This window comes from Streptomyces sp. NPDC030838 (assembly GCF_055572035.1).
In genome coordinates this window covers 78,489-100,851 of sequence record NZ_JBVIED010000020.1, presented here as the reverse complement: position 1 = coordinate 100,851, position 22,363 = coordinate 78,489, and the positions used below count along the sequence as shown (strand labels likewise).

The 22,363-nt window shown below is 74.2% G+C and carries 17 protein-coding genes; 10 read left to right on the top strand and 7 right to left on the bottom strand.

The genetic code is table 11. The annotated features are described in order from the left end of the window. Window positions 1-27 precede the first annotated feature (27 nt). Window positions 28-1,242: an RNA-guided endonuclease InsQ/TnpB family protein gene (locus ACZ42A_RS36680; protein WP_468531688.1), complete on the bottom strand. Its 1,215-nt coding sequence runs from the start codon at window positions 1,240-1,242 to the stop codon at window positions 28-30. A 495-nt stretch (window positions 1,243-1,737) separates the two neighbouring features. On the opposite strand from ACZ42A_RS36680, the gene ACZ42A_RS36675 reads away from it, so the two are divergent. The 4 genes from ACZ42A_RS36675 (at window position 1,738) to ACZ42A_RS36660 (ending at window position 5,308) form a co-directional block, all read left to right on the top strand. Then, complete coding sequence (locus tag ACZ42A_RS36675) at window positions 1,738-2,112, top strand: helix-turn-helix transcriptional regulator (protein ID WP_468531747.1); 375 nt, start codon at window positions 1,738-1,740, stop codon at window positions 2,110-2,112. A 10-nt stretch (window positions 2,113-2,122) separates the two neighbouring features. Then, window positions 2,123-2,539 carry a VOC family protein gene (locus tag ACZ42A_RS36670; protein WP_468531687.1) on the top strand — a complete coding sequence of 139 codons (417 nt, stop codon included), beginning with the start codon at window positions 2,123-2,125 and terminating at the stop codon, window positions 2,537-2,539. A gap of 49 nt (window positions 2,540-2,588) precedes the next feature. Further along, window positions 2,589-4,976 (top strand): ATP-binding cassette domain-containing protein, encoded by a 2,388-nt coding sequence (locus ACZ42A_RS36665; RefSeq protein ID WP_468531686.1) that lies wholly within the window; start codon window positions 2,589-2,591, stop codon window positions 4,974-4,976. Between the two features lie 122 nt (window positions 4,977-5,098). Further along, complete coding sequence (locus ACZ42A_RS36660) at window positions 5,099-5,308, top strand: DUF4287 domain-containing protein (RefSeq protein ID WP_468531685.1); 210 nt, start codon at window positions 5,099-5,101, stop codon at window positions 5,306-5,308. Between the two features lie 25 nt (window positions 5,309-5,333). On the opposite strand, the gene ACZ42A_RS36655 is transcribed toward ACZ42A_RS36660, so the two are convergent. After that, window positions 5,334-6,278: an LLM class flavin-dependent oxidoreductase gene (locus ACZ42A_RS36655; RefSeq protein ID WP_468531684.1), complete on the bottom strand. Its 945-nt coding sequence runs from the start codon at window positions 6,276-6,278 to the stop codon at window positions 5,334-5,336. Window positions 6,279-6,572: 294 nt separating this feature from the next. Here ACZ42A_RS36655 and ACZ42A_RS36650 point away from each other — a divergent pair, with 294 nt between their 5' ends. The 3 genes from ACZ42A_RS36650 to ACZ42A_RS36640 all read left to right on the top strand — a co-directional run bounded on the left by ACZ42A_RS36650 (window position 6,573) and on the right by ACZ42A_RS36640 (window position 12,114). Continuing rightward, on the top strand, window positions 6,573-10,535 hold the full coding sequence (locus tag ACZ42A_RS36650) for an nSTAND1 domain-containing NTPase (RefSeq protein ID WP_468531683.1): 3,963 nt from the start codon (window positions 6,573-6,575) through the stop codon (window positions 10,533-10,535). A 188-nt stretch (window positions 10,536-10,723) separates the two neighbouring features. Next, window positions 10,724-11,347 (top strand): UTRA domain-containing protein, encoded by a 624-nt coding sequence (locus ACZ42A_RS36645; RefSeq protein WP_468531682.1) that lies wholly within the window; start codon window positions 10,724-10,726, stop codon window positions 11,345-11,347. Between the two features lie 8 nt (window positions 11,348-11,355). Beyond that, a complete protein-coding gene (locus ACZ42A_RS36640; RefSeq protein ID WP_468531681.1) occupies window positions 11,356-12,114 on the top strand; it encodes a glycosyltransferase family 2 protein in 759 nt (252 codons plus the stop codon). 7 nt (window positions 12,115-12,121) lie between these two features. Here the strand turns inward: ACZ42A_RS36640 and ACZ42A_RS36635 are convergent, their stop codons facing one another. Both ACZ42A_RS36635 and ACZ42A_RS36630 read right to left on the bottom strand, forming a co-directional pair. Then, window positions 12,122-12,310, bottom strand: a complete 189-nt coding sequence (locus tag ACZ42A_RS36635; RefSeq protein WP_468531680.1) for a ferredoxin — start codon at window positions 12,308-12,310, stop codon at window positions 12,122-12,124. A gap of 76 nt (window positions 12,311-12,386) precedes the next feature. After that, the gene (locus tag ACZ42A_RS36630) at window positions 12,387-12,860 is read right to left on the bottom strand and encodes a hypothetical protein (RefSeq protein WP_468531679.1); all 474 of its coding nucleotides are present in this window, start codon (window positions 12,858-12,860) and stop codon (window positions 12,387-12,389) included. A gap of 114 nt (window positions 12,861-12,974) precedes the next feature. Here ACZ42A_RS36630 and ACZ42A_RS36625 point away from each other — a divergent pair, with 114 nt between their 5' ends. Further along, window positions 12,975-13,754: an SDR family NAD(P)-dependent oxidoreductase gene (locus ACZ42A_RS36625; RefSeq protein ID WP_468531678.1), complete on the top strand. Its 780-nt coding sequence runs from the start codon at window positions 12,975-12,977 to the stop codon at window positions 13,752-13,754. 101 nt (window positions 13,755-13,855) lie between these two features. Further along, window positions 13,856-17,545, top strand: a complete 3,690-nt coding sequence (locus tag ACZ42A_RS36620) for a TIR domain-containing protein (RefSeq protein WP_468531677.1) — start codon at window positions 13,856-13,858, stop codon at window positions 17,543-17,545. A gap of 49 nt (window positions 17,546-17,594) precedes the next feature. On the opposite strand, the gene ACZ42A_RS36615 is transcribed toward ACZ42A_RS36620, so the two are convergent. Genes ACZ42A_RS36615 through ACZ42A_RS36605 form a run of 3 tightly spaced genes read right to left on the bottom strand, consistent with a single transcriptional unit; the run spans window position 17,595 to window position 20,266 of the window. Next, window positions 17,595-18,530: a DUF4231 domain-containing protein gene (locus tag ACZ42A_RS36615; RefSeq protein WP_468531676.1), complete on the bottom strand. Its 936-nt coding sequence runs from the start codon at window positions 18,528-18,530 to the stop codon at window positions 17,595-17,597. Between the two features lie 36 nt (window positions 18,531-18,566). Then, window positions 18,567-19,268: a TIGR03943 family putative permease subunit gene (locus tag ACZ42A_RS36610; protein ID WP_468531675.1), complete on the bottom strand. Its 702-nt coding sequence runs from the start codon at window positions 19,266-19,268 to the stop codon at window positions 18,567-18,569. Continuing rightward, on the bottom strand, window positions 19,265-20,266 hold the full coding sequence (locus ACZ42A_RS36605; RefSeq protein WP_468531674.1) for a permease: 1,002 nt from the start codon (window positions 20,264-20,266) through the stop codon (window positions 19,265-19,267). The genes ACZ42A_RS36610 and ACZ42A_RS36605 overlap by 4 nt, the downstream gene beginning before the upstream one ends. A 132-nt stretch (window positions 20,267-20,398) precedes the next feature. Here ACZ42A_RS36605 and ACZ42A_RS36600 point away from each other — a divergent pair, with 132 nt between their 5' ends. Further along, window positions 20,399-22,330 (top strand): NAD-binding protein, encoded by a 1,932-nt coding sequence (locus tag ACZ42A_RS36600; protein ID WP_468531746.1) that lies wholly within the window; start codon window positions 20,399-20,401, stop codon window positions 22,328-22,330. The last annotated feature ends 33 nt before the right edge of the window (window positions 22,331-22,363 follow it).

The following is a 22,363-nucleotide window of genomic DNA, read 5'->3' as shown; positions in this document are numbered from 1 at the left end:
CCTCCCTGGGGGGAGGGGATTCCTGGCTCAGGCAGCCTCTGGGAGCAGCGCTCCGGGAGGTCTTACGCCCTCGGCACCAGCCGGGTTGAGACCAGCCCGGAGGAGCATCACGCGGGCGGAGTTCTTGTCCCTGGGGGATATGGCTCCGCACGCGGTGCAGGTGTAGGTACGTTCGGACAGCGGGAGTGCGTGCTTGGTTCTCGCTCCGCACGATGCGCAGTCCATGGTGGTGTGCGCAGGGTGCACGAGGCGGACGTCCCGCCCGTGCTTGCGGCCCATCTCGATCAGAGCCTTCTTCGTGGCGCCGATCGCGGCATCCGCCGCCTTGCGGGCCATCGACGTCCTGGCGAGGAACTTCGGGCGGAAGTCCTCCACGGCGATGGCGTCGTGGTCGGTCACCACGCGCTTGGCCCACTTGCGGCCGGTGTCCTGCCGCTGCCGGGCCACCTTCTTGCACGCCTTCGCGCGCAGGTGCCTGGCCTTGCGGTAGCCCTTCGAGGCTGTCTGCCCCTTCTTCGGTCTGCGGCGGGCCATCATCCGGTCGTACCGCGACACCTTCTCCTGGGCCTTCCGGCCGTGCTCGGCGTGGGGGAGATCGTGGACGTCGCTGGTGGTGGTCGCGGTCTCCTTCACGCCCCAGTCCACACCGATCACCGCGCCGGTCGCGGGAATCGGCTGGACCTCGACGGGCACGACGAAAGAGGCGTACCAGTGGCCGATGCTGTCGCGGTACACCCGCACGCTGGACGGGGCGGCGGGCAGTTCACGCGACCACACCACCCTCAGCACGATGCCGCCCGCCAGGTGCAGACGGCCGTCCTTCAGACGAAAGCCGCGCCGGGTGTAGTTCAGCGTCGGGTCCGCCTCGCGCTTCCTCTTCCACCCCGGCATCCCGGCCCGCCGCCTGAGAGGCAGGCGGTCCCTGATGTCCTTTTGTGCCTTCGCACGCGCTCTGCCGAAGTCCCGGATGATCTGCTGCTGCGGCACCGAACTGCCCTCGCGCAGCCACGGCGTGCGCGCGCGGGCCTCGGTCAGCATCCTGTCGAGCTGTGCCGGGCCGCAAGTCTGCCCGCCCTCGGGGTGCGCCTTGTTGTCCGCGTGCACGGCCCTGGACTTGGCCACGCACTCGTTCCACACCCACCGGCACCGGTCCCACTCCGCCAGCAGCGCCGCGCGGGCGGTCGACGACACACGCAGCCGGTACGTGTACCGGGCATGCCCGCCCTCCCCAATCTCTTTCACCACCGGCACGACATCGCCCCCGCCCCGCCCGCGCGACCCGGCTTCCACGACGAGACCGTACGTGCGAGACCCGCACATCCGTACCCGCATCACGTCGGAGTCACCGCAACCAGCGACCATAGGAACCTACGTTCGCTTCTCCCGCTCCACCGGTGGTCCAGCGGGCGCTCCGCGCCCCAGAAACCGGACACGGCAACGCGCCGCGTCGCCGTGACAGGATGCGATTCCTCCCCGGCGTGAACGCCGTGGCATCCTCGTAAGAATGCAGGTGAACGGGGGATCGATACGAACGGTGCCGTGCGCGTGGTGCGGCACACCGGTGCCGCAGCGCAGGCGATGGCGCACCCGGCGGTACTGCAGCAAGGCGCATCGCCGCAGGAACCGGATCGTCGAGGCGGTCGGGAACTTCCTGGACAGCATCAGCCCTTGAGGTGCCATGCTGGTCCGGTGACGACGCTTTCGGACCTGGTCCTGCTCCGGCGGGCGCGTGACCGGATGGACCGTGACTACGCGGAGCCGCTGGACGTGCCCGCGCTGGCGCGGGAGGCGCACATGTCGGCCGGGCACTTCTCGCGGAGTTTCCGCGCCGCGTTCGGGGAGACGCCGTACAGCTATCTGATGACGCGCCGGATCGAGCGGGCCAAGGCGTTGCTGCGGCGCGGGGATCTGTCGGTGACCGAGGTCTGCTTCGCGGTGGGTTGTACGTCGCTGGGGTCCTTCAGCTCGCGGTTCACCGAGCTGGTGGGCGAGACCCCGAGCGCCTACCGGGCGCGTGGTCACGAGGAGGGCGCGGACATTCCGGCGTGTGTCGCCAAGGTCCTCACGCGACCGGTCAGGAACGGAGAAGCGAAGGGCGCCGCCCGGCCGTAGCGTGTGCGGCATGGACATCAAGCTGTCGCAGTGCTTCATCGCCGTGGACGACCACGACAAGGCGCTCGCCTTCTACCGGGACGCGCTCGGTCTGGAGGTCCGCAACGACGTCTCGTTCGAGGGGATGCGGTGGGTGACCGTCGGCTCGCCCGCGCAGCCCGACGTGGAGATCGTGCTGGAGCCGCCGGTCGCGGACCCGAACGCCTCGGTGGCGGACCGGCAGGCCATGGCGGAGCTGATGGCCAAGGGCCTGCTGCGCGGGGTGATCTTCTCGACCGACGACTGCGACGCCGTCTTCGAGCGCGTCCAGGCGTCGGGCGCCGAGGTGCTGCAGGAGCCGGTGGACCAGCCGTACGGGGTCCGCGACTGCGCCTTCCGCGACCCCGCGGGCAACATGCTGCGCTTCGCGCAGCGCCGCAGCGGATGACTTCCCCGGCAACCGTGACCCGCAGCCCCGTCCGACCTCTGGAGAACCGATGACCCTCGCCACCGGCACCCACCCCCAGTCGTCCGTCCCGCACATCGCCGACAGCCACGATCTGATCCGCGTGCACGGGGCGCGGGAGAACAACCTGAAGGACGTCAGCGTCGAGATACCGAAGCGCCGGCTGACGGTGTTCACCGGGGTCTCCGGCTCGGGCAAGAGCTCGCTGGTGTTCGACACGATCGCCGCGGAGTCGCAGCGGCTGATCAACGAGACGTACAGCGCCTTCGTGCAGGGCTTCATGCCGACGACGGCCCGGCCGGAGGTCGACGTCCTCGACGGGCTGACCACCGTGATCAGCGTGGACCAGCAGCGGATGGGCGCCGACCCGCGGTCCACGGTGGGCACGGCCACCGACGCCAACGCGATGCTGCGGATTCTCTTCAGCCGGCTCGGCGACCCGCACATCGGGCCGCCCAGCGCGTACTCCTTCAACACCGCCTCGGTGCGGGCGGCCGGTGCGATCACCGTCGAGCGCGGCGCCAAGAAGGCGGTGAAGGCGACGTACGAGCGCACCGGCGGCATGTGCCCGCGCTGCGAGGGGCGGGGCTCGGTCACCGACTTCGACCTGACGCAGCTGTACGACGACAGCAAGTCGCTCAACGAGGGCGCGCTGACCATCCCCGGCTACACCCGCGACGGCTGGTACGGGCGGATCTTCAGCGGCTGTGGCTTCTTCGATCCGGACAAGCCGATCCGTGAGTTCACGAAGAGGGAGCTGCACGACCTGCTCCACAAGGAGCCGACGAAGATCAAGGTGGAGGGGATCAACCTCACCTACGAGGGGCTGATCCCGAAGATCCAGAAGTCCTTCCTGGCCAAGGACAAGGAGGCGATGCAGCCGCACATCCGGGCGTTCGTGGAGCGGGCGGTCACCTTCACCACCTGCCCGGAGTGCGACGGGACGCGGCTGAGCGAAGGGGCCCGGTCGTCGAAGATCAGGGGAATCTCCATCGCCGACGCCTGTGCGATGGAGATCCGGGATCTCGCGGAGTGGGTCCGCGGGCTGGACGAGCCCTCCGTGGCGCCGCTGCTCACCGCGCTGCAGAACACCCTCGACTCGTTCGTGGAGATTGGTCTCGGTTATCTCTCGCTGGAGCGGCCGGCAGGCACGCTGTCCGGCGGTGAGGCGCAGCGCGTGAAGATGATCCGGCATCTCGGCTCCTCGCTCACCGATGTCACATACGTCTTCGACGAGCCGACCAGCGGTCTGCACCCGCATGACATCCAGCGGATGAACGAGCTGCTGCTGCGGCTCCGCGACAAGGGCAACACGGTGCTGGTCGTGGAGCACAAGCCGGAGGTGATCGCCATCGCCGACCACGTCGTGGACCTGGGTCCCGGCGCGGGTACGGCGGGCGGCACCGTCTGTTTCGAGGGCACCGTGGAGGGGCTGCGGGCGAGCGACACCGTCACCGGGCGGCATCTGGACGACCGGGCGTCGCTGAAGGACTCGGTGCGCAAGCCGACGGGCGCGCTGGAGATCCGCGGCGCGACGGCGAACAACCTGCGGGGCGTCGACGTCGACATCCCGCTCGGGGTGCTGACCGTCGTGACCGGCGTCGCCGGGTCCGGCAAGAGTTCGCTGCTGCACGGGTCGATCCCGGCCGACGCGGGAGTGGTGTCGGTCGACCAGGCGCCGATCCGGGGGTCGCGGCGCAGCAATCCGGCGACGTACACCGGGCTGCTGGACCCGATCCGCAAGGCGTTCGCCAAGGCCAACGGCGTCAAGCCGGCCCTGTTCAGCGCCAACTCCGAGGGCGCCTGCCCCACCTGCAACGGCGCCGGGGTCGTCTACACCGACCTGGCGATGATGGCCGGTGTCGCCACCACCTGCGAGGACTGCGAGGGGCGGCGGTTCGAGGCGTCGGTGCTGGAGTACCGGCTCGGCGGGCGGGACATCAGCGAGGTGCTGGCGATGCCGGTGACGGAGGCCGAGGAGTTCTTCGGCGCCGGTGAGGCGCGCACCCCGGCGGCCCACAAGATCCTCACCCGGCTCGCCGACGTCGGCCTCGGCTATCTCACCCTGGGCCAGCCGCTGACCACGCTGTCCGGCGGCGAGCGGCAGCGGCTGAAGCTGGCCACGCACATGGCCGAGAAGGGCGGGATCTACGTCCTCGACGAGCCGACCACGGGGCTGCATCTCGCCGACGTCGAGCAGCTGCTCGGTCTGCTGGACCGGCTAGTCGACTCCGGCAAGTCGGTCATCGTCATCGAGCACCACCAGGCGGTCATGGCCCACGCCGACTGGATCATCGACCTCGGCCCCGGCGCCGGCCACGACGGCGGCCGCGTCATCTTCGAGGGCACCCCGGCGGACCTGGTCACCGCCCGCTCCACCCTCACGGCGGAGCATCTGGCGGAGTACGTCGGTTCCTGAGCGAGACGCCCCTTCCGCCGGGATGTGACACGGCGCACATCCCGGCGGCGGTGATTCCCGGCCCGGCGGGCGGTCATGAACGGCGACGACATCGCACCGCACACAGACGGGACACCATCGCCATGACCGCAGCCGCCGTGAAGGGCCCCGCGAGCTACTTCCCCTCGATCGAGAAGAAGTACGGCCGTCCGATCGCCGAGTGGAAGGAGATCATCCGCTCCTCGGGGCTGACCCGGCACATGGAGCTGGTCGGCATGCTCAAGGCCGAGCACGGCCTGGGCCACGGGCACGCGAACGCCCTCGTCGCGCACACCCTCGCCGAGGGCCTCTAGGCCTTCGGCGAGGGCCTCCAGGCGCTCACGCCCGCTCCTTCGCCACCGCCTCCCGTACCGCCGGTGCGATCTCCTGGCCCCAGCGGGACAGGGCGGCGGGGTCGGGGGCGCCGTGGTCGGGGGCGAAGAGGGTGAAGCCGGAGGCGTCGTGGGTGAGGACGGCGTCGGTGAGTTCCTCGGTCCACTGGGCGACCGAGCCGCCGAGCCAGCGGCCGTCGGGGTCGCGGGGAGCGGGGAGCGGGCGGTCGGTGATCCGGCCAGGGAAGTTGAAGATCGTACGGATGGCGCGTGGGTCGCGGTCCACCGCGGCGGCGGCCTGGTCGACGATCGGCCGCGAGGTCCGGTAGCGCTCGCTGCGCCAGTCCGCCGCGTGGCCGGGTATCCAGCCGTCGGCCACGCGGCCGGTGGCGGCCAGGGACTTGGGGCCGACCGATCCGGTCCACACCGGGGGCGCGGGCACGGGGGCCGGCTCGATGCCGTCCACCCGGTAGTGACGGCCGTGGAAGGTCACCGGGGAGCCGCCACCGGACAGCATCTTGATCAGCGTGATCGCCTCCTCGAAGGCGTCCACCGCCTCGGCGGGCGACAGCCGCGGTACGCCCAGGTCGGCGATGCGGTCCCACAGCCCGCCCGCGCCCATCCCCAGGACCACCCGCCCGTCGGTGAGGGCGGACAGCGAGGTGATGGTGCGCGCCAGGACGGGGGCGGGGCGGCTCGGGAGGTTGGTGACGTTGGCGAATCCCGCGATGTGCCGGGTGCGGCCCAGCAGGAAGCCGAGGGCGGCGTACGCGTCCAGCCGGCCGCCGAGGTAGGGGTGGTCGGAGAGGGAGAAGTGGTCGAGGCCGTCCCGGTCGGCCTGCTGGACCATGCGCAGCAGCTGCGGTGCGTCGTCGACGCCGCTGTGCGCGCCGAAGCCGAAGACGACCGGCCGCTCGGACATCGACCGAGATGCGAATGCGTGGTCCAGCATGGCTCTACCCCCGAGGACGCCAATAAGTTCGTATCACGAACCATATTGGTTCGTGGTACGAACTGCAATCGTGCGTCCGGCACCGGTCCCTCCCCTCGCGGGGACCGGGGCCGGACGTTCGGGTGGCGTGCTAGCGCTGCGTGGCGGAGTGGCTACCGCTTCGGATCCGGTCGAGATCCTGCCATTCGTGACCTGGCAGGAGGAGGTTCCGGCGTCCGGAACCGGGATAAGCCGCAGGTCAGACGTATAGAGTGAGTTTTCCGGTCCGGATGTCCAGTGCGGCGGAAGTAAGGGGTGGAGGCCTTGGGTTCCGACTCAGGGGCGCGCACAGCCTTCGCTGAACGGCTCGCGCTGCTGTACAAGGAGGCCGGCAACCCACCCCTGAAGCGGGTCTCCGAGGCGGTCGTCCGGCTGGAGCGGATCGACGAGCGGGGGCGGCCCGTACGGGTCTCCGCGCAGCGGATCAGCGACTGGCGCCGGGCGAAGAACGTGCCCGCCCAGTTCGCCGCGCTCGCGGCCGTGCTCCAGGTGCTGATCCCGCAGGCCCGCCGGATCCGGGCCGTGCCGGTGAGCCCGGGGCTGTACGACGTGGCCGAGTGGCAGCGGCTGTGGGAGCGGGCGGTGGCCGACCCGGTCGCCGAGCGGCCGGCCGCCGAGGCCGAGGAAGCGCCCCAGGACGATCTCCCCGCCGGCGTGTGCCCCTACCGGGGCCTGGCCGCCTACCGGCAGCAGGACGCCCGGTGGTTCTTCGGGCGGGAGCGCAGCACCGAGGCGCTCGTCGCCCAGCTGTGCGCGGTGGAGGAGAACGGCACCGGCGGTCTCGTCATGCTCGTCGGCGCCTCGGGCGCCGGGAAGTCCTCGCTGCTGAACGCCGGTCTGGTGCCCACGCTGCGGGACGCCTGGGCCCGGCAGGTGCTGCAGCTGGTGCCGGGCGCCGACCCGCTCGGCGAGCTGTGCCGCCGGATCCCCGGGCTCACGGAGGTCGTGGCGGAGGCGGTGGGCGGGGAGGACTGCCCGCCGGAGTTCGCGCGGGCGGTGCGCGAGGCCTTCGCCCGGTGGGCCGGGTCCGGGGCGCGGCCGGTGCTGATCGTGGACCAGTTCGAGGAGGCGTTCACCCTCTGCGCCGAGGAGGCCGACCGGCGCACCTTCGTCCAGCTGCTGCACGCCGCCTGCACCCCCGGCGGCCCCGACGAGCCGGCGCCGGTGCTGGTGGTGCTCGGCATACGGGCCGACTTCTACGAGCAGTGTCTGCGCCACCCCGAGCTGGCCGACGCGCTCCAGCACCGGCACATGGTGCTCGGTCCGCTGACCACCGCCGAGCTGCGGGAGGCGGTGACCGGCCCGGCGAAGGCGGTGGGCCTGGAGCTGGAGCCGGGTCTCGCGGAGCTGATCGTGCGCGAGGTCGGCGCGGACGGGGCGCGCGGGGCGCACGACGCGGGCGTGCTGCCGCTGCTCTCGCACGCCCTGCTCGCCACCTGGCAGCGGCGCAAGGCCGGCCGCCTGACGCTGGCCGGCTACCGGGCGGCGGGCGGCATCCAGGGCGCGGTGGCGGCGACCGCGGAGCGGGCCTGGTCGGGTCTCGACCCGGCGGCGCGCACGGCGGCGCGGCTGCTGCTGCTCCGCCTGGTGCGGGTGGGCGAGGACACCGCCGCGACCCGGCGGCGCGGCACCCGGCGGCAGCTCGCGGAGGAGTCGAGCGACCCGGGCAAGACGGAGGAGTCGCTGGAGGCGCTGGTGCGCGCCCGGCTGGTGACCCTCGACGCGGACACCGTGGAGATCACCCATGAGGCGCTGCTGCACGCCTGGCCCCGGCTGCGCGACTGGATCGACGAGGACCGGGGCGGCAATCTGCTGCGCCAGCGCCTCGAGGAGGACGGCCGGGCCTGGGAGGCCTCGCACCGCGACTCGGCGCTGCTGTACCGGGGGTCGCGGCTGGAGCAGGCGGAGAGCTGGGCGAAGTCGGCCGGGGACACCTTCCTGACCCGGGGTGCGGTGGAGTTCCTGGCGGCCTCGGTGCGGCTGCGCCGCCGTATCGCCTGGATCAGCCGGGGCGCGGTCGCGGCGCTGGTGGCGCTGGCGCTGGTGGCGGTCGGGGCGGCGGTGGTGGCATGGCAGCAGCGGGACGACGCGGTGTTCGAGCAGGTGGTCGCCGAGGCGGACCGGGTGCAGTACACGGACCCGTCGCTCTCCGCCCAGCTGGACCTGGTGGCGCACCGGCTGCGCCCGGACGACGCCGGGACGAACAACCGGCTGATCTCGATCGTCAACGCCCCGCTGGCCACCCCGCTGCTCGGCCACACCGGCGCCGTCTATCTCACCTCGTTCAGCCCGGACGGCCGCACCCTGGCCACCGCCAGCTACGACCGCACCGTACGGCTGTGGGACGTGACCGACCCGACCCGCCCGAAGCCGCTGGGCGCGCCGCTGACCGGCCACCGGAGCTGGGTGAGCAGCGCGGTGTTCAGCCCGGACGGCCGCACCCTCGCCGGCGCGGGCGACGACGGCACCATCCGGCTGTGGGACGTGACCGACCCCGCGCGGCCGAAAGCCCTCCAGACGCTGACCGGGCACCAAGGCACGGTCTATCTGGTCGCGTTCAGCCCGGACGGCCGTACGCTCGCCTCCGCCAGCGAGGACCACACCGTCGGCCTGTGGGACGTACGGCGGCCGGGGCGGGCGAAGGCCCTCGGGAAGCTGACCGGGCATCAGGCCGCCGTGCGGTCCGTGGCGTTCGCGCCGGACGGGCGGACGCTGGCGGCCGGGGGCGACGACCACACGGTCCGGCTGTGGGACACGGCCGATCCGCGCCGCCCCGAGCCGCTCGGAACGACGCTGACCGGGCACACGGACACCGTGCACTCCGTGGCGTTCAGCCCCGACGGCCGCACCCTGGCCAGCGGCGCCGCGGACGACACCATCCGCCTCTGGGACCTGGCCGACCCCAAGGACGCCGCCCAGCTCGGCGCCCCGCTCACCGGGCACACCGGCCCCGTCTGGTCGGTGGCGTTCAGCCCCGACGGGCGCACCCTCGCCGCCGCCAGCGCGGACAGCACGGCGAGCCTGTGGAACGTCAGCGATCCGGCGTACCCCTCGCAGGTCGGCGAGCCGCTGGCGGGCAGCAGCGGGGAGATGTACGCGCTCGGGTTCAGCCCCGACGGGCGCACGCTGGCCACCGGCAGCGGGGACAGCAAGGTGCGGCTGTGGTCGGTGCCGACCTCGGACATGATCGGCCGCAGCGGGGCGTTCCGCCCGGACGGGCGGGTGCTGGCCACCGCCGCGCGGGACGGGAAGGTGCGGCTGTGGGACGTACGGCGGCCGGACCGGCCGGTGCGGCTGGGCCGGGCGTTCATGCCCGGGGACGGCGGTGACCGCTCGCTGGCGTTCTCCCCCGACGGGCATCTCCTCGCCGTCCTGACGGCGAAGCGGTCCGTGCACCTGTGGGACGTCACCGATCCCGGTCACCCGGTCTCCGCCGGGCCGCCGATCGCGCTGCGCACCCGTTTCATGGGCCCCGACGCGCTGGCCTTCGCCCCCGACGGACGCACCCTGGCGACCGCCTACGACGACCGGACCATTCAGCTGTGGAACGTCGCCGACCCCTCCCGGGCGGTCCCGCTCGGCGCTCCGCTCACCGGGCACCGGGGCTATGTCAACGCGCTCGCCTTCAGCCCGGACGGGCACACGCTCGCCAGTGGCAGCGCGGACGGCACCGTCCGGCTGTGGAACGTGACCGACCCGCGCCGCGCCGCCCCTCTCGGCACACCGCTCACCGACCACCGGGGCCCGGTCAACGTGCTCGCCTTCAGCCCCGACGGGCACACGCTCGCCGGCGGCAGCGACGACGACACGGTCCGGCTGTGGGACCTCTCCGTCCCCGCCGAGGGCGCCCGCGCGGCCGCCACGCTCACCGGGCACACCGAGGCGGTGGTCTCGCTGACGTTCAGCCGCAACGGCCGCACCCTGGCGAGCGGCGGCAACGACAACACGGTCCGGCTGTGGAACGTGGAGAGCCCGGCGGACGCGGCACCGATCGGCCAGTCGATGAGCCCCAACGCCAAGACCGGCAACTTCCTCTCCTTCAGCCCCGCGGGCCACATGCTGGGGGTGTCCAGCGGCACCGACACCGTGCGGCTGTGGAACCTCGACGTCGACGCGGCGATCGGGCACATCTGCTCGACCACGCGGGGCGTCCTGACACGGGAGAGGTGGAACGAGTACCTCCCGCGCCTCTCGTACGACCCGCCGTGCGACAACTAGAGACGGCCGGATACACCCGGACGCGTGATCCCGCTCACACCCCGTCGACGGGCCCGAGCAGTCGGCTCCCCTCGCGCAGGCCACCTTGTTAGGCTGGGTGACAGCCCGATCGCTGGTGTATCCCCCGTCACCAGCGATCGGGCGCTTCCATGTCCGGCGGACGGCCGCCCTCCGCATAGGCTGGGGCGGTGTCCCAGGGGTACGAAGAGACAACGGACGTACGACGACCGCGGCGCACCCCGGCCGTCCGCGACAACAGCCGCCACCAGTGGGAGAAGGACCGCGCCCGCCGGCCGCGCCCGGCCCGCGCGGGAACCGGCGCCACCGAGCGCGACACCGGCCTCGCCACCGACGACCTGGTGTTCTCCGCGTCGTACCGGCAGACCGGGGCGACCCGGGAACTGGCCGAGGCCTTCGGCGTACCGGAGGGCACCCCACTGCTGGAGCGGACCTACCGCACCCGGCACACCACCGAGCCCGCCCCCTTCGGCCTCGTCACCTCCTACCTCCGCCGCGATCTGATCGAGGCCAACCCGGAGCTGCTGGACGAGGCCAACGAGCCATGGCCGGGCGGCACCCAGAGCCAGCTGCACACCGTCGGCATCGAGGTGGACCGCGTCGAGGAACGCGTCACCGCCCGCCCGCCGACCCCGCAGGAGGCCCGGGACCTGCGCATCCCGCCCACCACCCCGGTGCTCCTGCTGCGCAAGACGTCGTACGACATCCACGGCCGCGTGGTCGACGTCGCCTTCCTGACGCTGCCCGGCGACCGCACCGAGCTGCGTTTCACGACCCGTCTGGAAAGGTGGTGAGCGCCTCCGTGACCGGGCGCGTCATCGTCGTCACCGCCGTGCACGCCCCGTCGGCGCGGTTCCTGCCCGAGGCCTACGCGTCCCTGCGCGAGCAGCGGCTGCCCGCCGGGTGGGAGTGGCGGTGGCTGATCCAGGAGGACGGCGAGACGGACCAGGTCCGCCCGTACGTCCCCGACGACCCGCGGGTCTCCTTCCGCCAGGGCCGGCCCGGCGGCCCCGGAGTCGCCCGCACCCTTGCGCTCGCGCGCGCCGACGGGGAGTACGTGAAGGTCCTCGACGCCGACGACCGGCTCACCCCCGGCGCGCTCGCCCGCGACCTCGCCGCCCTGGAAGCGGACCCCGCCCTCGGCTGGGCCACCTCCCGCGTCCTCGACCTGCTCCCCGACGGCTCCACGGCGGGCTTCCCCGGCGACCCCGACGAGGGCCCCATCGAACCCGGCACCGTCCTCGCCCACTGGTCGGCCCACGACTACCGCGCCCCCGTCCACCCGGCCTCCCTCTGCGCCCGCCGCGACCTCCTCCTCGCCCTCGGCGGCTGGATGGCCCTGCCCGCGTCCGAGGACACGGGACTGCTGCTCGCCCTGGACGCGGTCAGCCGCGGCTGGTTCACCCACGAGCCCGGACTCCTCTACCGCAAGTGGGAGGGCCAGGTCACCGGCCAGCCCGCCCACGTGGAGACGGCGGAACGCACGGCCCGCATGGCCGTGGCGGAGGCCCGGGCGCGGGCGCTGGCGGAGTGCGGGTGGCGGTGGCCCGTCACTCGGTGAGGCCCGCTCACTCGGTGAGGCTGATCGCCTGGGACGGGCAGCCCTCGGCCGCCTCCCGCACCTTCGGGTCGTCGTCGGTCTCCTCGCGGCCCGGCAGGACGGCGCCGAAACCGTCCACCACGGTGAAGACGTGCGGCGCGCGGTAGACGCAGTCGCCGGAGCCGTAGCAGCGGTCGGGGTCGACGGAGACCTTCATGTGCGCCCTCCAGGCCGGTCGCGAGTCAGCTGGTCGTCACCGCTGAACTGCCCTGCGGGCGCGGTCGCGAATCCGGTCAGGAGGCGGTGCCGGCCGTCGTGAGCCAGTGCGCCAGCCGGCGGACGGTGGTCTCGTCCAGGTGGTCCACCAGGGTGCGCACGGCCGTCCAGTCGTCGTCCGTGAGGTCGTAGAGGCCCGCCTTGCCGAGGCCCGCCATCAGGACCTGGTGGCGCCGGTCTGTCATGCGTTCCGCCAGCTTGGTGGGCTCGCGGGGCGGGGCGGCGGGTGCCGTCCGGGCGGGCGCGGCTGTGTCGTGGGTGTCGTCGGTGTCGTAACGGTGCCACGCGCCGTCCTTCGGGCCCCACAGCGCGAGGGCGGGGTGCTCGCCGCGGGCCCGCAGCGTCTGGGTCATCTCGCCCAGCGCGTACTGGACCGGCCCGCGGTACGGGGACTCGGCGCACACCCGCCAGGAGGCCGCGGCGGGCTGGTGGATCAGCAGGACCCAGCGGGGCGGGCCGGGGGGTCGGTGGTCTGTCGGCACGTCGCTCATCCCTTCCCGGACGGCTTGGCGCGGCGACCATAGCTGACGCTCCGTCAGAATTCCAGAGACGGCCTGTCTCGGGCGTACGTTGATCCGGGCCGACCGTCGATCCTGGGTGGGGAAATGAGCACGCAGACCTACTTGTCCGACCTGTTCTCGCTCGACGGACGGGTCGCCCTCGTCACCGGGGGCAGCTCCGGCATCGGGCGGGCCGTCGCCGGGGCGCTGGCCCGGGCCGGGGCGCGGGTCGTGGTGGTGGCGCGGCGGAAGGAACAGCTGGCCGCGACCGTGGACGAGCTGGTCGCCGACGGCTGCCGGGCGGGTTGGGTCGCCGCGGACCTCGGCAGCCGGGAGGGCGTCCGAGCGGCCGCCGAGGAGGCCGTGGCGGTGTTCGGGGAGCCGGACATCCTGGTGAACTCCGCGGGGATCAACCTCCGTCCGCCGTTGAGCGAACTCGGCGACGACGTCTGGGACGCCACCCTGGCCGTCAACCTGGAGGCGCCCTTCCTGCTCGGGCAGCGGTTCGGGCCCGGCATGGCCGAGCGCGGCTTCGGGCGGATCATCCACATCAGCTCGCAGCAGGCGCACCGGGCGTTCGTGCAGAGCGGCGCCTACGGCGTGTCCAAGGGCGGTCTCGAGTCGCTGGCCCGGTCGCAGGCGGAGGCCTGGTCGCCGTACGGCGTCACCTGCAACACGCTCGTGCCGGGCTTCGTGATGACCCCGCTCAACGAGCGGCTGTCCTCGGATCCGGAGAAGGCCGCCGCGCTGGCCGCGCGCACCATGATCGGCCGCAACGGCCTCGCCGAGGACTTCGCGGGCGCGGCGGTGTTCCTGGCGAGCCGGGCCTCCGCGTACATCACCGGACAGTCGCTCTTCGTGGACGGCGGGCTGTCGGTCCACTGATCCACCCCGGAGTGTCACCCCGCGCCACTACCATCGCCGTAGCCAACACAAGTGTGTGGACTACTGATTGACGGCTCGTCAGGGCTGCTCGGGGAGCTGGGATGGGGAGCGGCGGTGCGCTCGCGCGAGCGGGGCGCGTACGGGAAGCCCTGCGCGGCCGGGGCGTGCCGTGGGCGGCCGCGCTCCTCGCGGGCTGGCTGGTCTGTCTGCCGCTGCTCGGGCCGTACGGGGCGCTGCTGGGCCTGCTGCCCGCGCTGGCCCTCTTCCATCCGGCCTGGGAGACCCTGAGTCACGCGGTCCGGCACCGCCGGACGGCGGGAGTGCGCCCCGGCTGGTCCTGGCGGCGCTGCCGGTCCGCGCCCGCCCTCGCCGCGCTCGCGGCCTGCGCCGTGCTGTACGGCCTGGTGGTGTGGACGCTGTGGCCGTCGCTGGGCGCCGGATTACGGGCCCTCGCCGTGGCCGCCGGGCTGTTCGCGACCGTCGGACCGGCGGCGGCCGCCGGCATCACCTGGCGGCACACCGAGCCGCCGCGCGTCCCCGACCCTCCGTCGGTGGCCCGCTGGGCGCTGTACGGCGCGGCCGGGCTGGGCGCGGCGGCCTGGGTGGCGCGGACCGGTGTGCTGGTCGCGGCGTACGGCGTCGCGGACCCGCCGGAGCGCCACGGGCGGCTGCTGGAGGTGCTGCGGGAGGCCGACCGGCAGTTACAGGCCACGGTGTTCGCGCCGTCGGTCACCCAGGAGTACTGGCCGCTGCTCGTCGCCGCCGCCGGGCTGATCGCGGGCGGGATCGCCGCCGCCCTGCGCGGACCGGCCCTGACCCGCATCCCGGCCACCGGACGCGCGCCGCGCCCGGCGGGCCAGGTCTTCCTCAGCTACGCGCACGCCGACACGGCGATCGCCGAACGGTACGTCGCCGCCCTGCGGGCCGCCGGTCAGACCGTGTGGATGGACACGGACGGCATCCGCCCGTCGCGGGAGTGGCGCACGGAGCTGTCCGACGCGATCCGGGCCAGCGACGCCGTGATCGTGCTGATCTCCCGCCCCTCGCTGGACTCGCGGTACTGCTGGGACGAGTGCCGGCAGGCCCTGGAGCACGGCAAGCGGATCCTGCCCGTGCTGATCGACGGGGACCTCGCCGCCGAGGGCGTCACCCGGGCCATGCGCGCGGCCGACTGGGGAGAACTCACCCGGTTCCAGCGGCTGTCGATGCACCGCCCGGAGGAGTTCGCGCCCGCCGTGCGCGAGACGCTGGCGTTCGTGGCGAGCGAGCACGACTGGGTCGCGCTGCACACCCGGCTCGGCGAACAGGCCCACCTCTGGCAGCACCACGGCCACTTCCCCGACCGGCTGCTGCGCCGGCACGAACTGGCCGAGGCGGAGGCGTGGCGGGCGCACCCGCCGGCCGTACCGGACTTCGGCGCCGAGCCCACCGCCGAGCAGCTGCGGTTCATCGAGGCGAGCCGGCGGGCGCTGCGCCGCCGCACCCGGCGGCTGGTGACCGGGACCGCGGTCGCGCTCGCCTTCGTCGCGGCGGTGGCCTCGTTCGCCGTCGCCACCCAGGAGGACCGGGAGCGGCAGCGGCGTGAGGCGCTGTCCCAGAGCCTGGCGCAGGCCGCGGACTCCCGGCCGTATCCCGGCATGGCGGCGGCCGCCCGGCTCGCGGCGGCCGCGTACGGGCAGGCGGACACCGCCGCCGCGCGCGACGCGATGCAGGAGCAGCTGGTCCGCTTCCAGCACGCGGGGCCCCGACTGGCCGCGGGCGGCGCCGGGTTCAGCGCGGACGGCTCGACGTACGCGGAGAGCAGCGCGGGCCGGACCCGGATCTGGAACCTGCCGGAGTGGACCCCGCGCCGCACCCTGCCGGGCGAGCTGCCGCACGATCCGGCGCGGGCGCTGAGCGCGGACGGCGGCCGGGTGCTGCTCTTCGACGGCGCCGGGCGGGCGCGGATCGCCGACACCCGCACCGGGCGGACCCTGGGCCGCGGGCCGGAGGCCACACCGGGGCGCCTGCCGCCGCGTGGCGGACTCACCCCCGACGGGCGGCGGTTCCTGGCCTCCACGGGCGACGCCACGGCCGTCCTCGCCCGCGTCGACGGCCGGGGCGCGCCCCGCGGGCTGCTCTGCTTCGAGCCATCGCTGAGCCCGCACGGCCGGTACGCGTGGTGCGCGGTGGACGGGCCCGGCGCGGACAACGCCACCGGCCGCCTGGTCTCCGTCGGCGACGGCACCGAGGTCCGCTTCCCGCTCCGCCCGATGCTCGCCGGCTGGACCGCCGACGACCGGCCGGTCGTCACCCTGCGGCCCGGCGGGCAGGAGACCGCGGTCCAGGTCCTGGACCCGGCCGGGCCCGACGCCGCCTGGTCGGTGCGCACCGGCGGCGGCTGGGAGGTCGCCGCCGTGTCCCCGGACGGCACCCGGCTGGCCGTGAGGACCCTGGAGCACGTCAACCGGTTCGAGGTGTGGGACGTCCGGCGCGAGGTTCGCCTCGGCACCGTGGAGACGCGCGAGCTGGCCGAGCGCGGGCTGCCCTGGGACGTCGCCAACGTCGGCGAGGAGGCCCTGGCGACGCTGGTGGAGGCCGAGCCGGTGCACGGCATGCCGGTCGCGTCCTTCGACGACATCACCACCGTCTGGTACAGCCCCGACCGGCGCGCCGCCGTCGTCCGCACCGCCGAGGGCAGGTGGGCGTGGCGGCTCGACGGCTGGGGGCGCGTGGTCGACCGGGTCGCGGCCCCCGGCCTCGGCTCCGCCGAGGTGGAGGGCAGCGACCTCAGCGCCGACGGCCGCACCCTCGCCGTCGCCGACTACGGCGGGCGGCTGCTGCTGTACGACGCCGGCGGCGGGCGGCCGCGGAAGGAGCGGCGGCTCGCGGGGCACGGGGTGAACGTGGCGTACTCCCCCGACGGGCGCACCCTCGCCGTCGGCGAACTCGTCGGCGACGAACGCAACGGTATGCGCGTGCAGATCGGTCTCTTCTCGGCCGCGTCCCTGCGCCGCACCGGCACCCTGCGCAGTCCGAGCGGGCTCGACGGGCGCGCCTATCTGGTGGGGCTGGCGTTCTCCCCGGACGGCGCGCGGCTCTACGCGGCCGAGTCCCAACTGGGCGGCGTGCGCGAGTGGTCGCTCGCGGACCGGCGGCTGGTGCGCACCTACCAGACCCCGAACTACCTGGACGGCATGGTGCTGTCCCCCGACGGCCGCACCCTCGTCACCTCCGACCGCCAGACCACCGTGACCCTCTGGGACACCGCCACCGGCCGGGAGCGCTACCGGCTCCCCTACTCCGGGCACCGGGTGGCGTTCTCCCCGGACGGGCGGCGGATCGTCACCACCGGCGCGCTGGACGGCGAGGGCGTGGCCGTCTGGGACGTCGCCGCGCGCCGCCGGACCGGGCCCGTCCTGAACCTCGCGGGCGACGACGGCACCGTCCGGGACGTGACCTTCACCCCCGACGGACGGGCCCTGCTGGTCGTCACCCAGTCCGTCGACCTCACCGACCTGGAGAAGCCCGCGACGATGTCGGTACGCCGCTGGGAGCTGGGCCGGCAGTCGGCGCCGGGACCGGTGCTCGCCGGACTGCCCAGCGCGGAGGGCCCGTTCCACACCATGCCGGACGGCCGGGGCGTCATCGTCCCCGGCACCGACGCGATCGTCCGCATCACCACCGACCCGGCCGCCTGGCAGCGCTCCCTGTGTGACCTGGCGGACCGGTGGATCACTCCGGCCGAGTGGCGCGAGCGGGCACCCGAGGCACGCTATCCAGCGGACTGCGCGCCGCCGGACGGGGACTGAGCGGACACGGACCGGCCGGGCGCGTATCCGACGGACGCCGTGACCGTACCTAGGCGACCGGTTGGCCGGGGCCGCCGGTTTCCTGCCACTTCACCATCCACGCCTCGTTCTGAATCGAGATGACGTGCTCGGCGTGGGCGACGAGGCGGGCGCGGGACTCCGGGTCGGCAGGCGGTTCGCGGCGCCAGCGGGACCAGGTCCGCTCCAGCTCCTGGGCGGTGCGGGAGAACTCCAGCTCCTGGTAGTCGTAGTTGGCCGCCGCGGCGTGCGCGGAGACCGCCATCCCGGCGGTGGCCGCGACCGCCAGCCAGCGCCCGGCACCGGCGTGCTCGAAGGTGCCGCTCCACGCCGCGAGCACCACCGCCGCCAGTCCGAACGCCAGCTCGGCCGCGCGGACGACGGCCAGCCTGCGCCGGTAGCTCTCGGCGCGCGGCCGGTAGTAGCCGTCGATCTGCGCCCGCACCCGCAGCTCCATGTACGAGGCGAGCCCGTCCACGGCGGGCAGCGGACGCCCGGCCGGCGCGGACCGCCCGACGACGTACCGCTCCAGGTCACCGGCGTCGGCCAGCACCTCGTCGGTCCGCTCGACGAGGTGCCGCGGCCGCTCCTCGGTGGGGTCGGCGAGACAGCTGTACACCTCGCTCTTCAGCGCCTCCGACACCGAGCGCAGCCGTGTCCAGTCCCGGATCCGCTCCGGTGTCGCCCACTGCCCGGCGAGGGTGGCGCAGCCCGCGGTGACCGCCGCCGCGAACGCCAGGGCCTTGCCCACGCCGGGACGGTCGTCCATGACCAGCGCGGCGCCGGTGCCGAGCGCGGCGAAGGCCAGCCCGCACAGCAGCGCGGTCAGCCGGGCCGCGGCGATCCGCGCCTTGGCCCGGTTCGCGGCCTGCGACCAGCGGGCCTGGTCGGCCCATATCCGGGCGACGTCGGAGGAGTCCGGCGAAGTCGTCGTCCCCGTAAGAGAGTTGTCGTGTTCCGGTGCCATCCGTTCATTGTCGGTGCCGAGGACGGCCCGCGTCCGTCAGTTGTTCCAGGTCTCGTCGTAGGGATGGCGCGGCGCCGGGACCGGCCGGGCGCGGACGACCTCCAGATACGGCACGGGCCGCCCGTTCACGGGGTCCTCGGCGCGGCGGTCGGTGGCGGTGCCGGTGACCTCGAGCCAGCCGTCGGGCTCCAGGACGGGCGGGACCCGCCCGGTGAGAGCGATCTTGACCGGCTGGGCGTCCGCGGCACAGCAGTTGAGGGTCATCCGGACGAGGTAGGGGGTGCCGTCGGGGGCGAGCGCGACGAAGCCGGTGACGCGGACGCGGCGGCCGTCGAGGGAGCGGCCGTGGTCGTAGACCGCGCGGGCCGCGAAGTCGGCGAGCCCGATCCGGACCGGCTCGCCCGGCGGCAAGGGGGCGAACGCGGGCGGCCGTTGCAGCGCGGTGCCGGTGCGCAGGGCGCTGTACGAGCCGAGGGCGGGCGGGGCGACGAGGACGAGGGCGAGGACGGGGAGGAGCAGCAGCCAGGAGACTCCGGGCGCCCCATGGGCTCCGTCCCGGCGTTCCCGGCGCGCGTACCAGGCCGTCGCCGCCGCCGTCGCGACCAGCACCGCACCGGACGCCAGCAGCAGCGGCCGCAGCCCCTCCTTCACATACCGCAGGGAGACGTCACCGGCGCCGGTGTGCAGCACCACCGCGCCCAGCAGGAACAGCACCGCCGCCTGCGCCGCCCGGCTCACAGCAGCACCGCCCCGGTCAGCACCGCGCCCGCCACGGCCACGGCGAAGGTGGCCGGGGCGAAGCGGAGCGCGAAGCCCCGGCCGAACGTGGCCGACTGCATCGCGATCAGCTTCAGGTCGACCATCGGGCCGACGACCAGGAACGCCAGCCGGGCGGTCGGGCTGAACTGCGTCAGGGACGCGGCCACGAACGCGTCCGCCTCCGAGCAGACCGACAGCACGACGGCCAGCAGCGCCAGGGCGAGCACCGCCACCACCGGGTGCTCCGCCGCCGCGCGCAGCCAGTCCTCCGGTACGACCGCCTTCAGCGTGGCGGCGGCCGCCGCGCCGAGCACCAGGAAGCCGCCCGCGTGCAGCACGTCGTGCCGGACCGACCCCCAGAAGGCCGCGCCCCGGCCCTGCCCCTCGTACCCCGGCCGGGAGGGCGGCCGCAGCCAGTCGGCGCGGCCGGCCCGCTGCCACAGCCAGCCCATCGCGCACGCCACCAGCAGCCCGGCGGCGAACCGGGCGAGGACCATCTCCGGCGCGCCCGGGAAGGCGACCGCCGTCGCGGTCAGGACGACCGGGTTGATCGCGGGCGCGGAGAGCAGGAAGGCCAGCGCGGCGGCCGGGGTGACGCCCCGGCGCATCAGCGCGCCCGCCACCGGCACCGAGGCGCACTCGCAGCCGGGCAGCACCGCCCCCGCGAGACCCGCGACCGGTACGGCCGCCGCCGTACGGCCCGGGAGGGCACGGGCGAAGAAGGACGGCGGTACGAGGACGGCGATCGCCGCCGAGAGCAGCACCCCGAAGACCAGGAAGGGCAGCGCCTGGACGACCACCGCGAGGAACACCGTCGTCCAGCTCTGCATGACGGGGGCGGCCAGAGCGCGGCGGACCGGGTCCTGGGCGAGGAGCAGCAGGGGCAGGAGGAGGGCGAGCAGGAGGGAGGAGTCGAGACGCCGGGGCTCGTCGTGACGCGGGGGGTGAGTGGGGGTGGTGTCGGTGGTGTCGGCCACGTGGGTCAGTACGTCGGTAGGTGAGCGGACGTTCAGTCAGTTCCTGGAACCACTCGTCCCTTTGGGGCAGTGTTTCCTCACATGGGGAGCAGCGTTCCGAATCAGGGTCAGCCAGGTGACGCGACGGCGCACATGGTGGTGTGCGGCGACGACGGGCTCGCGCACCGGCTCGCCGCCGAGCTGCGGATCGTCTACGGCGAGCAGGTCACGCTCGTCGTCCCGCCCTCCGGCCGCCGGGTGCGCCAGCCGGTTGTCGGACGGGCGCGCGCGGCGTCGGCGGCGCTGCTCGACATGGTGAACGCCGCGGTGGGCCGGGGGAACGGGAACGGGGGCGGCAACGGCAACGGCGCTCCCGGGGCCTCCGGCGCCTCGGGGGCTTCCGGGGCCGAACGTGTCATCCAGGCCACCGAGTTGACGGATGCGGTGCTCGCGGAGGCGGGCGTGCAGCGCGCGGCGGCACTGGCCCTGGTGTACGACGACGACGAGACCAACATCCGCGCCGCCCTCGCTGCCCGCCGCCTCAACCACCGGCTGCGGCTGGTGCTGCGCCTGTACAACCGGCGCCTCGGCCAGCACATCGAGGAACTGCTCGACCAGGCCGCCACCCTGGCCCTCGGCGAGACCGCCACCGGCTTCGACGCCTCGACGACCGTCCTCTCCGACGCCGACACGGCCGCGCCCGCGCTGGCCGCCACCGCGCTCGCCGGGACCGGCAAGGTCGTCCAGACCGAGGGGCTGCTGCTGCGCGCGGTGGAGCGGCAGCCGCCGGCACCCGGCGAGGTGGCCGACCCCGGGCTTGCCACGCTCGCGCTGCTCTCCGCGACCAGCAACGACCCGGCCGGCGCGGACGGTTCGGAGGGCAGCGGGGAGCAGGGGCCGCAGCTGCTGCCGGACGCGGCGACGGTACGGGCCGCGACCGGGCGTGGCGCGGTGGTGCTGGAGCAGGTGTCGTACTCCGGGCCGTCGCAGGGCAGCGGGCGCGGCGGTGCGCTGCCGTTCGCCTCGCTGTTCTCACGGCGGCTGCGGTGGTCGCTGTTCGGGCTGGTGGCGTGTGTGATCGCGCTGGCCGTGGCGCTGAAGGTGGTGACCGGCGAGCATCTGCTCTACGCCACCTATGTGACGCTCCTCGACCTGTTCGCGATCAACGAGCCCGCGCTCCACCAGTCCACCGCCCGGCAGGTGCTCCAACTGCTCTCCGGGCTGGTCGGTCTGCTGCTGCTGCCGGTGCTGCTGGCCGCGGTGCTGGAGGGCCTCGGCACCTTCCGGAGCGCGTCCGCGCTGCGCAAGCCGCCGCGCGGGCTCGGCGGGCATGTCGTGCTGCTCGGGCTGGGCAAGATCGGCACCCGGGTGCTGACCCGGCTGCGGGAGCTGCACATCCCGGTGGTGTGCGTGGAGTGCGACCCGGAGGCGCGGGGGCTCGCCACGGCCCGGCGGCTGCGGGTGCCGGTGGTGCTGGGCGATGTCACCCAGGAGGGCGTGCTGGAGGCCGCCAAGATCCACCGGGCGCACGCCCTGCTCGCGCTGACCAGCGCGGACACCACCAACCTGGAGGCGGTGCTGTACGCCCGGTCGGTGCGGCCGGATCTGCGGGTGGTGCTGCGGCTGTACGACGACGACTTCGCGACCGCGGTGTACCGCACCCTGCGGGCCGCGCACCCGCACGCGCTCACCCGCAGCCGCAGCGTGTCCCATCTGGCGGCGCCCGCGTTCGCCGGGGCGATGTTCGGGCGGCAGATCCTGGGGGCGATTCCGGTGGAGCGGCGGGTGCTGCTGTTCGCCGCGGTGGATGTCGGCGGGCATCCACGGCTGGAGGGGCGGACCGTGGCGGAGGCGTTCCGGCCGGGGGCCTGGCGGGTGCTGGCGTTGGACACGGCGGCGTCGGATCGTGCGGCGGCGGAGGGCGGCGACGACGAGGCCGCCGGCGCCGGCCGGCCGTCCGGGCTGGTGTGGGACCTGCCCGACGGCTATGTCCTGAAGGACGGTGACCGGGTGATCCTGGCGGCGACGCGACGGGGGCTGGCGGAGCTGCTGGGGCGGCGGAGCCGCGAGCGCACCGGGGCGTGAACGGGGCGCGGGCCGGTCACGCCCCGTCCTGGG

Excerpts from the sequence above, each read along its gene's own strand:
- ACZ42A_RS36675 (WP_468531747.1), top strand. The coding sequence starts at position 1,738 with ATGGACCGTGACTACGCGGAGCCGCTGGACGTGCCCGCGCTGGCGCGG.
- ACZ42A_RS36620 (WP_468531677.1), top strand. The coding sequence starts at position 13,856 with ATGGGGAGCGGCGGTGCGCTCGCGCGAGCGGGGCGCGTACGGGAAGCC.
- ACZ42A_RS36615 (WP_468531676.1), bottom strand. The coding sequence starts at position 18,530 with ATGGCACCGGAACACGACAACTCTCTTACGGGGACGACGACTTCGCCG.
- ACZ42A_RS36635 (WP_468531680.1), bottom strand. The coding sequence starts at position 12,310 with ATGAAGGTCTCCGTCGACCCCGACCGCTGCTACGGCTCCGGCGACTGC.
- ACZ42A_RS36600 (WP_468531746.1), top strand. The coding sequence starts at position 20,399 with ATGGTGGTGTGCGGCGACGACGGGCTCGCGCACCGGCTCGCCGCCGAG.
- ACZ42A_RS36630 (WP_468531679.1), bottom strand. The coding sequence starts at position 12,860 with ATGAGCGACGTGCCGACAGACCACCGACCCCCCGGCCCGCCCCGCTGG.
- ACZ42A_RS36660 (WP_468531685.1), top strand. The coding sequence starts at position 5,099 with ATGACCGCAGCCGCCGTGAAGGGCCCCGCGAGCTACTTCCCCTCGATC.
- ACZ42A_RS36625 (WP_468531678.1), top strand. The coding sequence starts at position 12,975 with ATGAGCACGCAGACCTACTTGTCCGACCTGTTCTCGCTCGACGGACGG.
- ACZ42A_RS36655 (WP_468531684.1), bottom strand. The coding sequence starts at position 6,278 with ATGCTGGACCACGCATTCGCATCTCGGTCGATGTCCGAGCGGCCGGTC.
- ACZ42A_RS36670 (WP_468531687.1), top strand. The coding sequence starts at position 2,123 with ATGGACATCAAGCTGTCGCAGTGCTTCATCGCCGTGGACGACCACGAC.
- ACZ42A_RS36665 (WP_468531686.1), top strand. The coding sequence starts at position 2,589 with ATGACCCTCGCCACCGGCACCCACCCCCAGTCGTCCGTCCCGCACATC.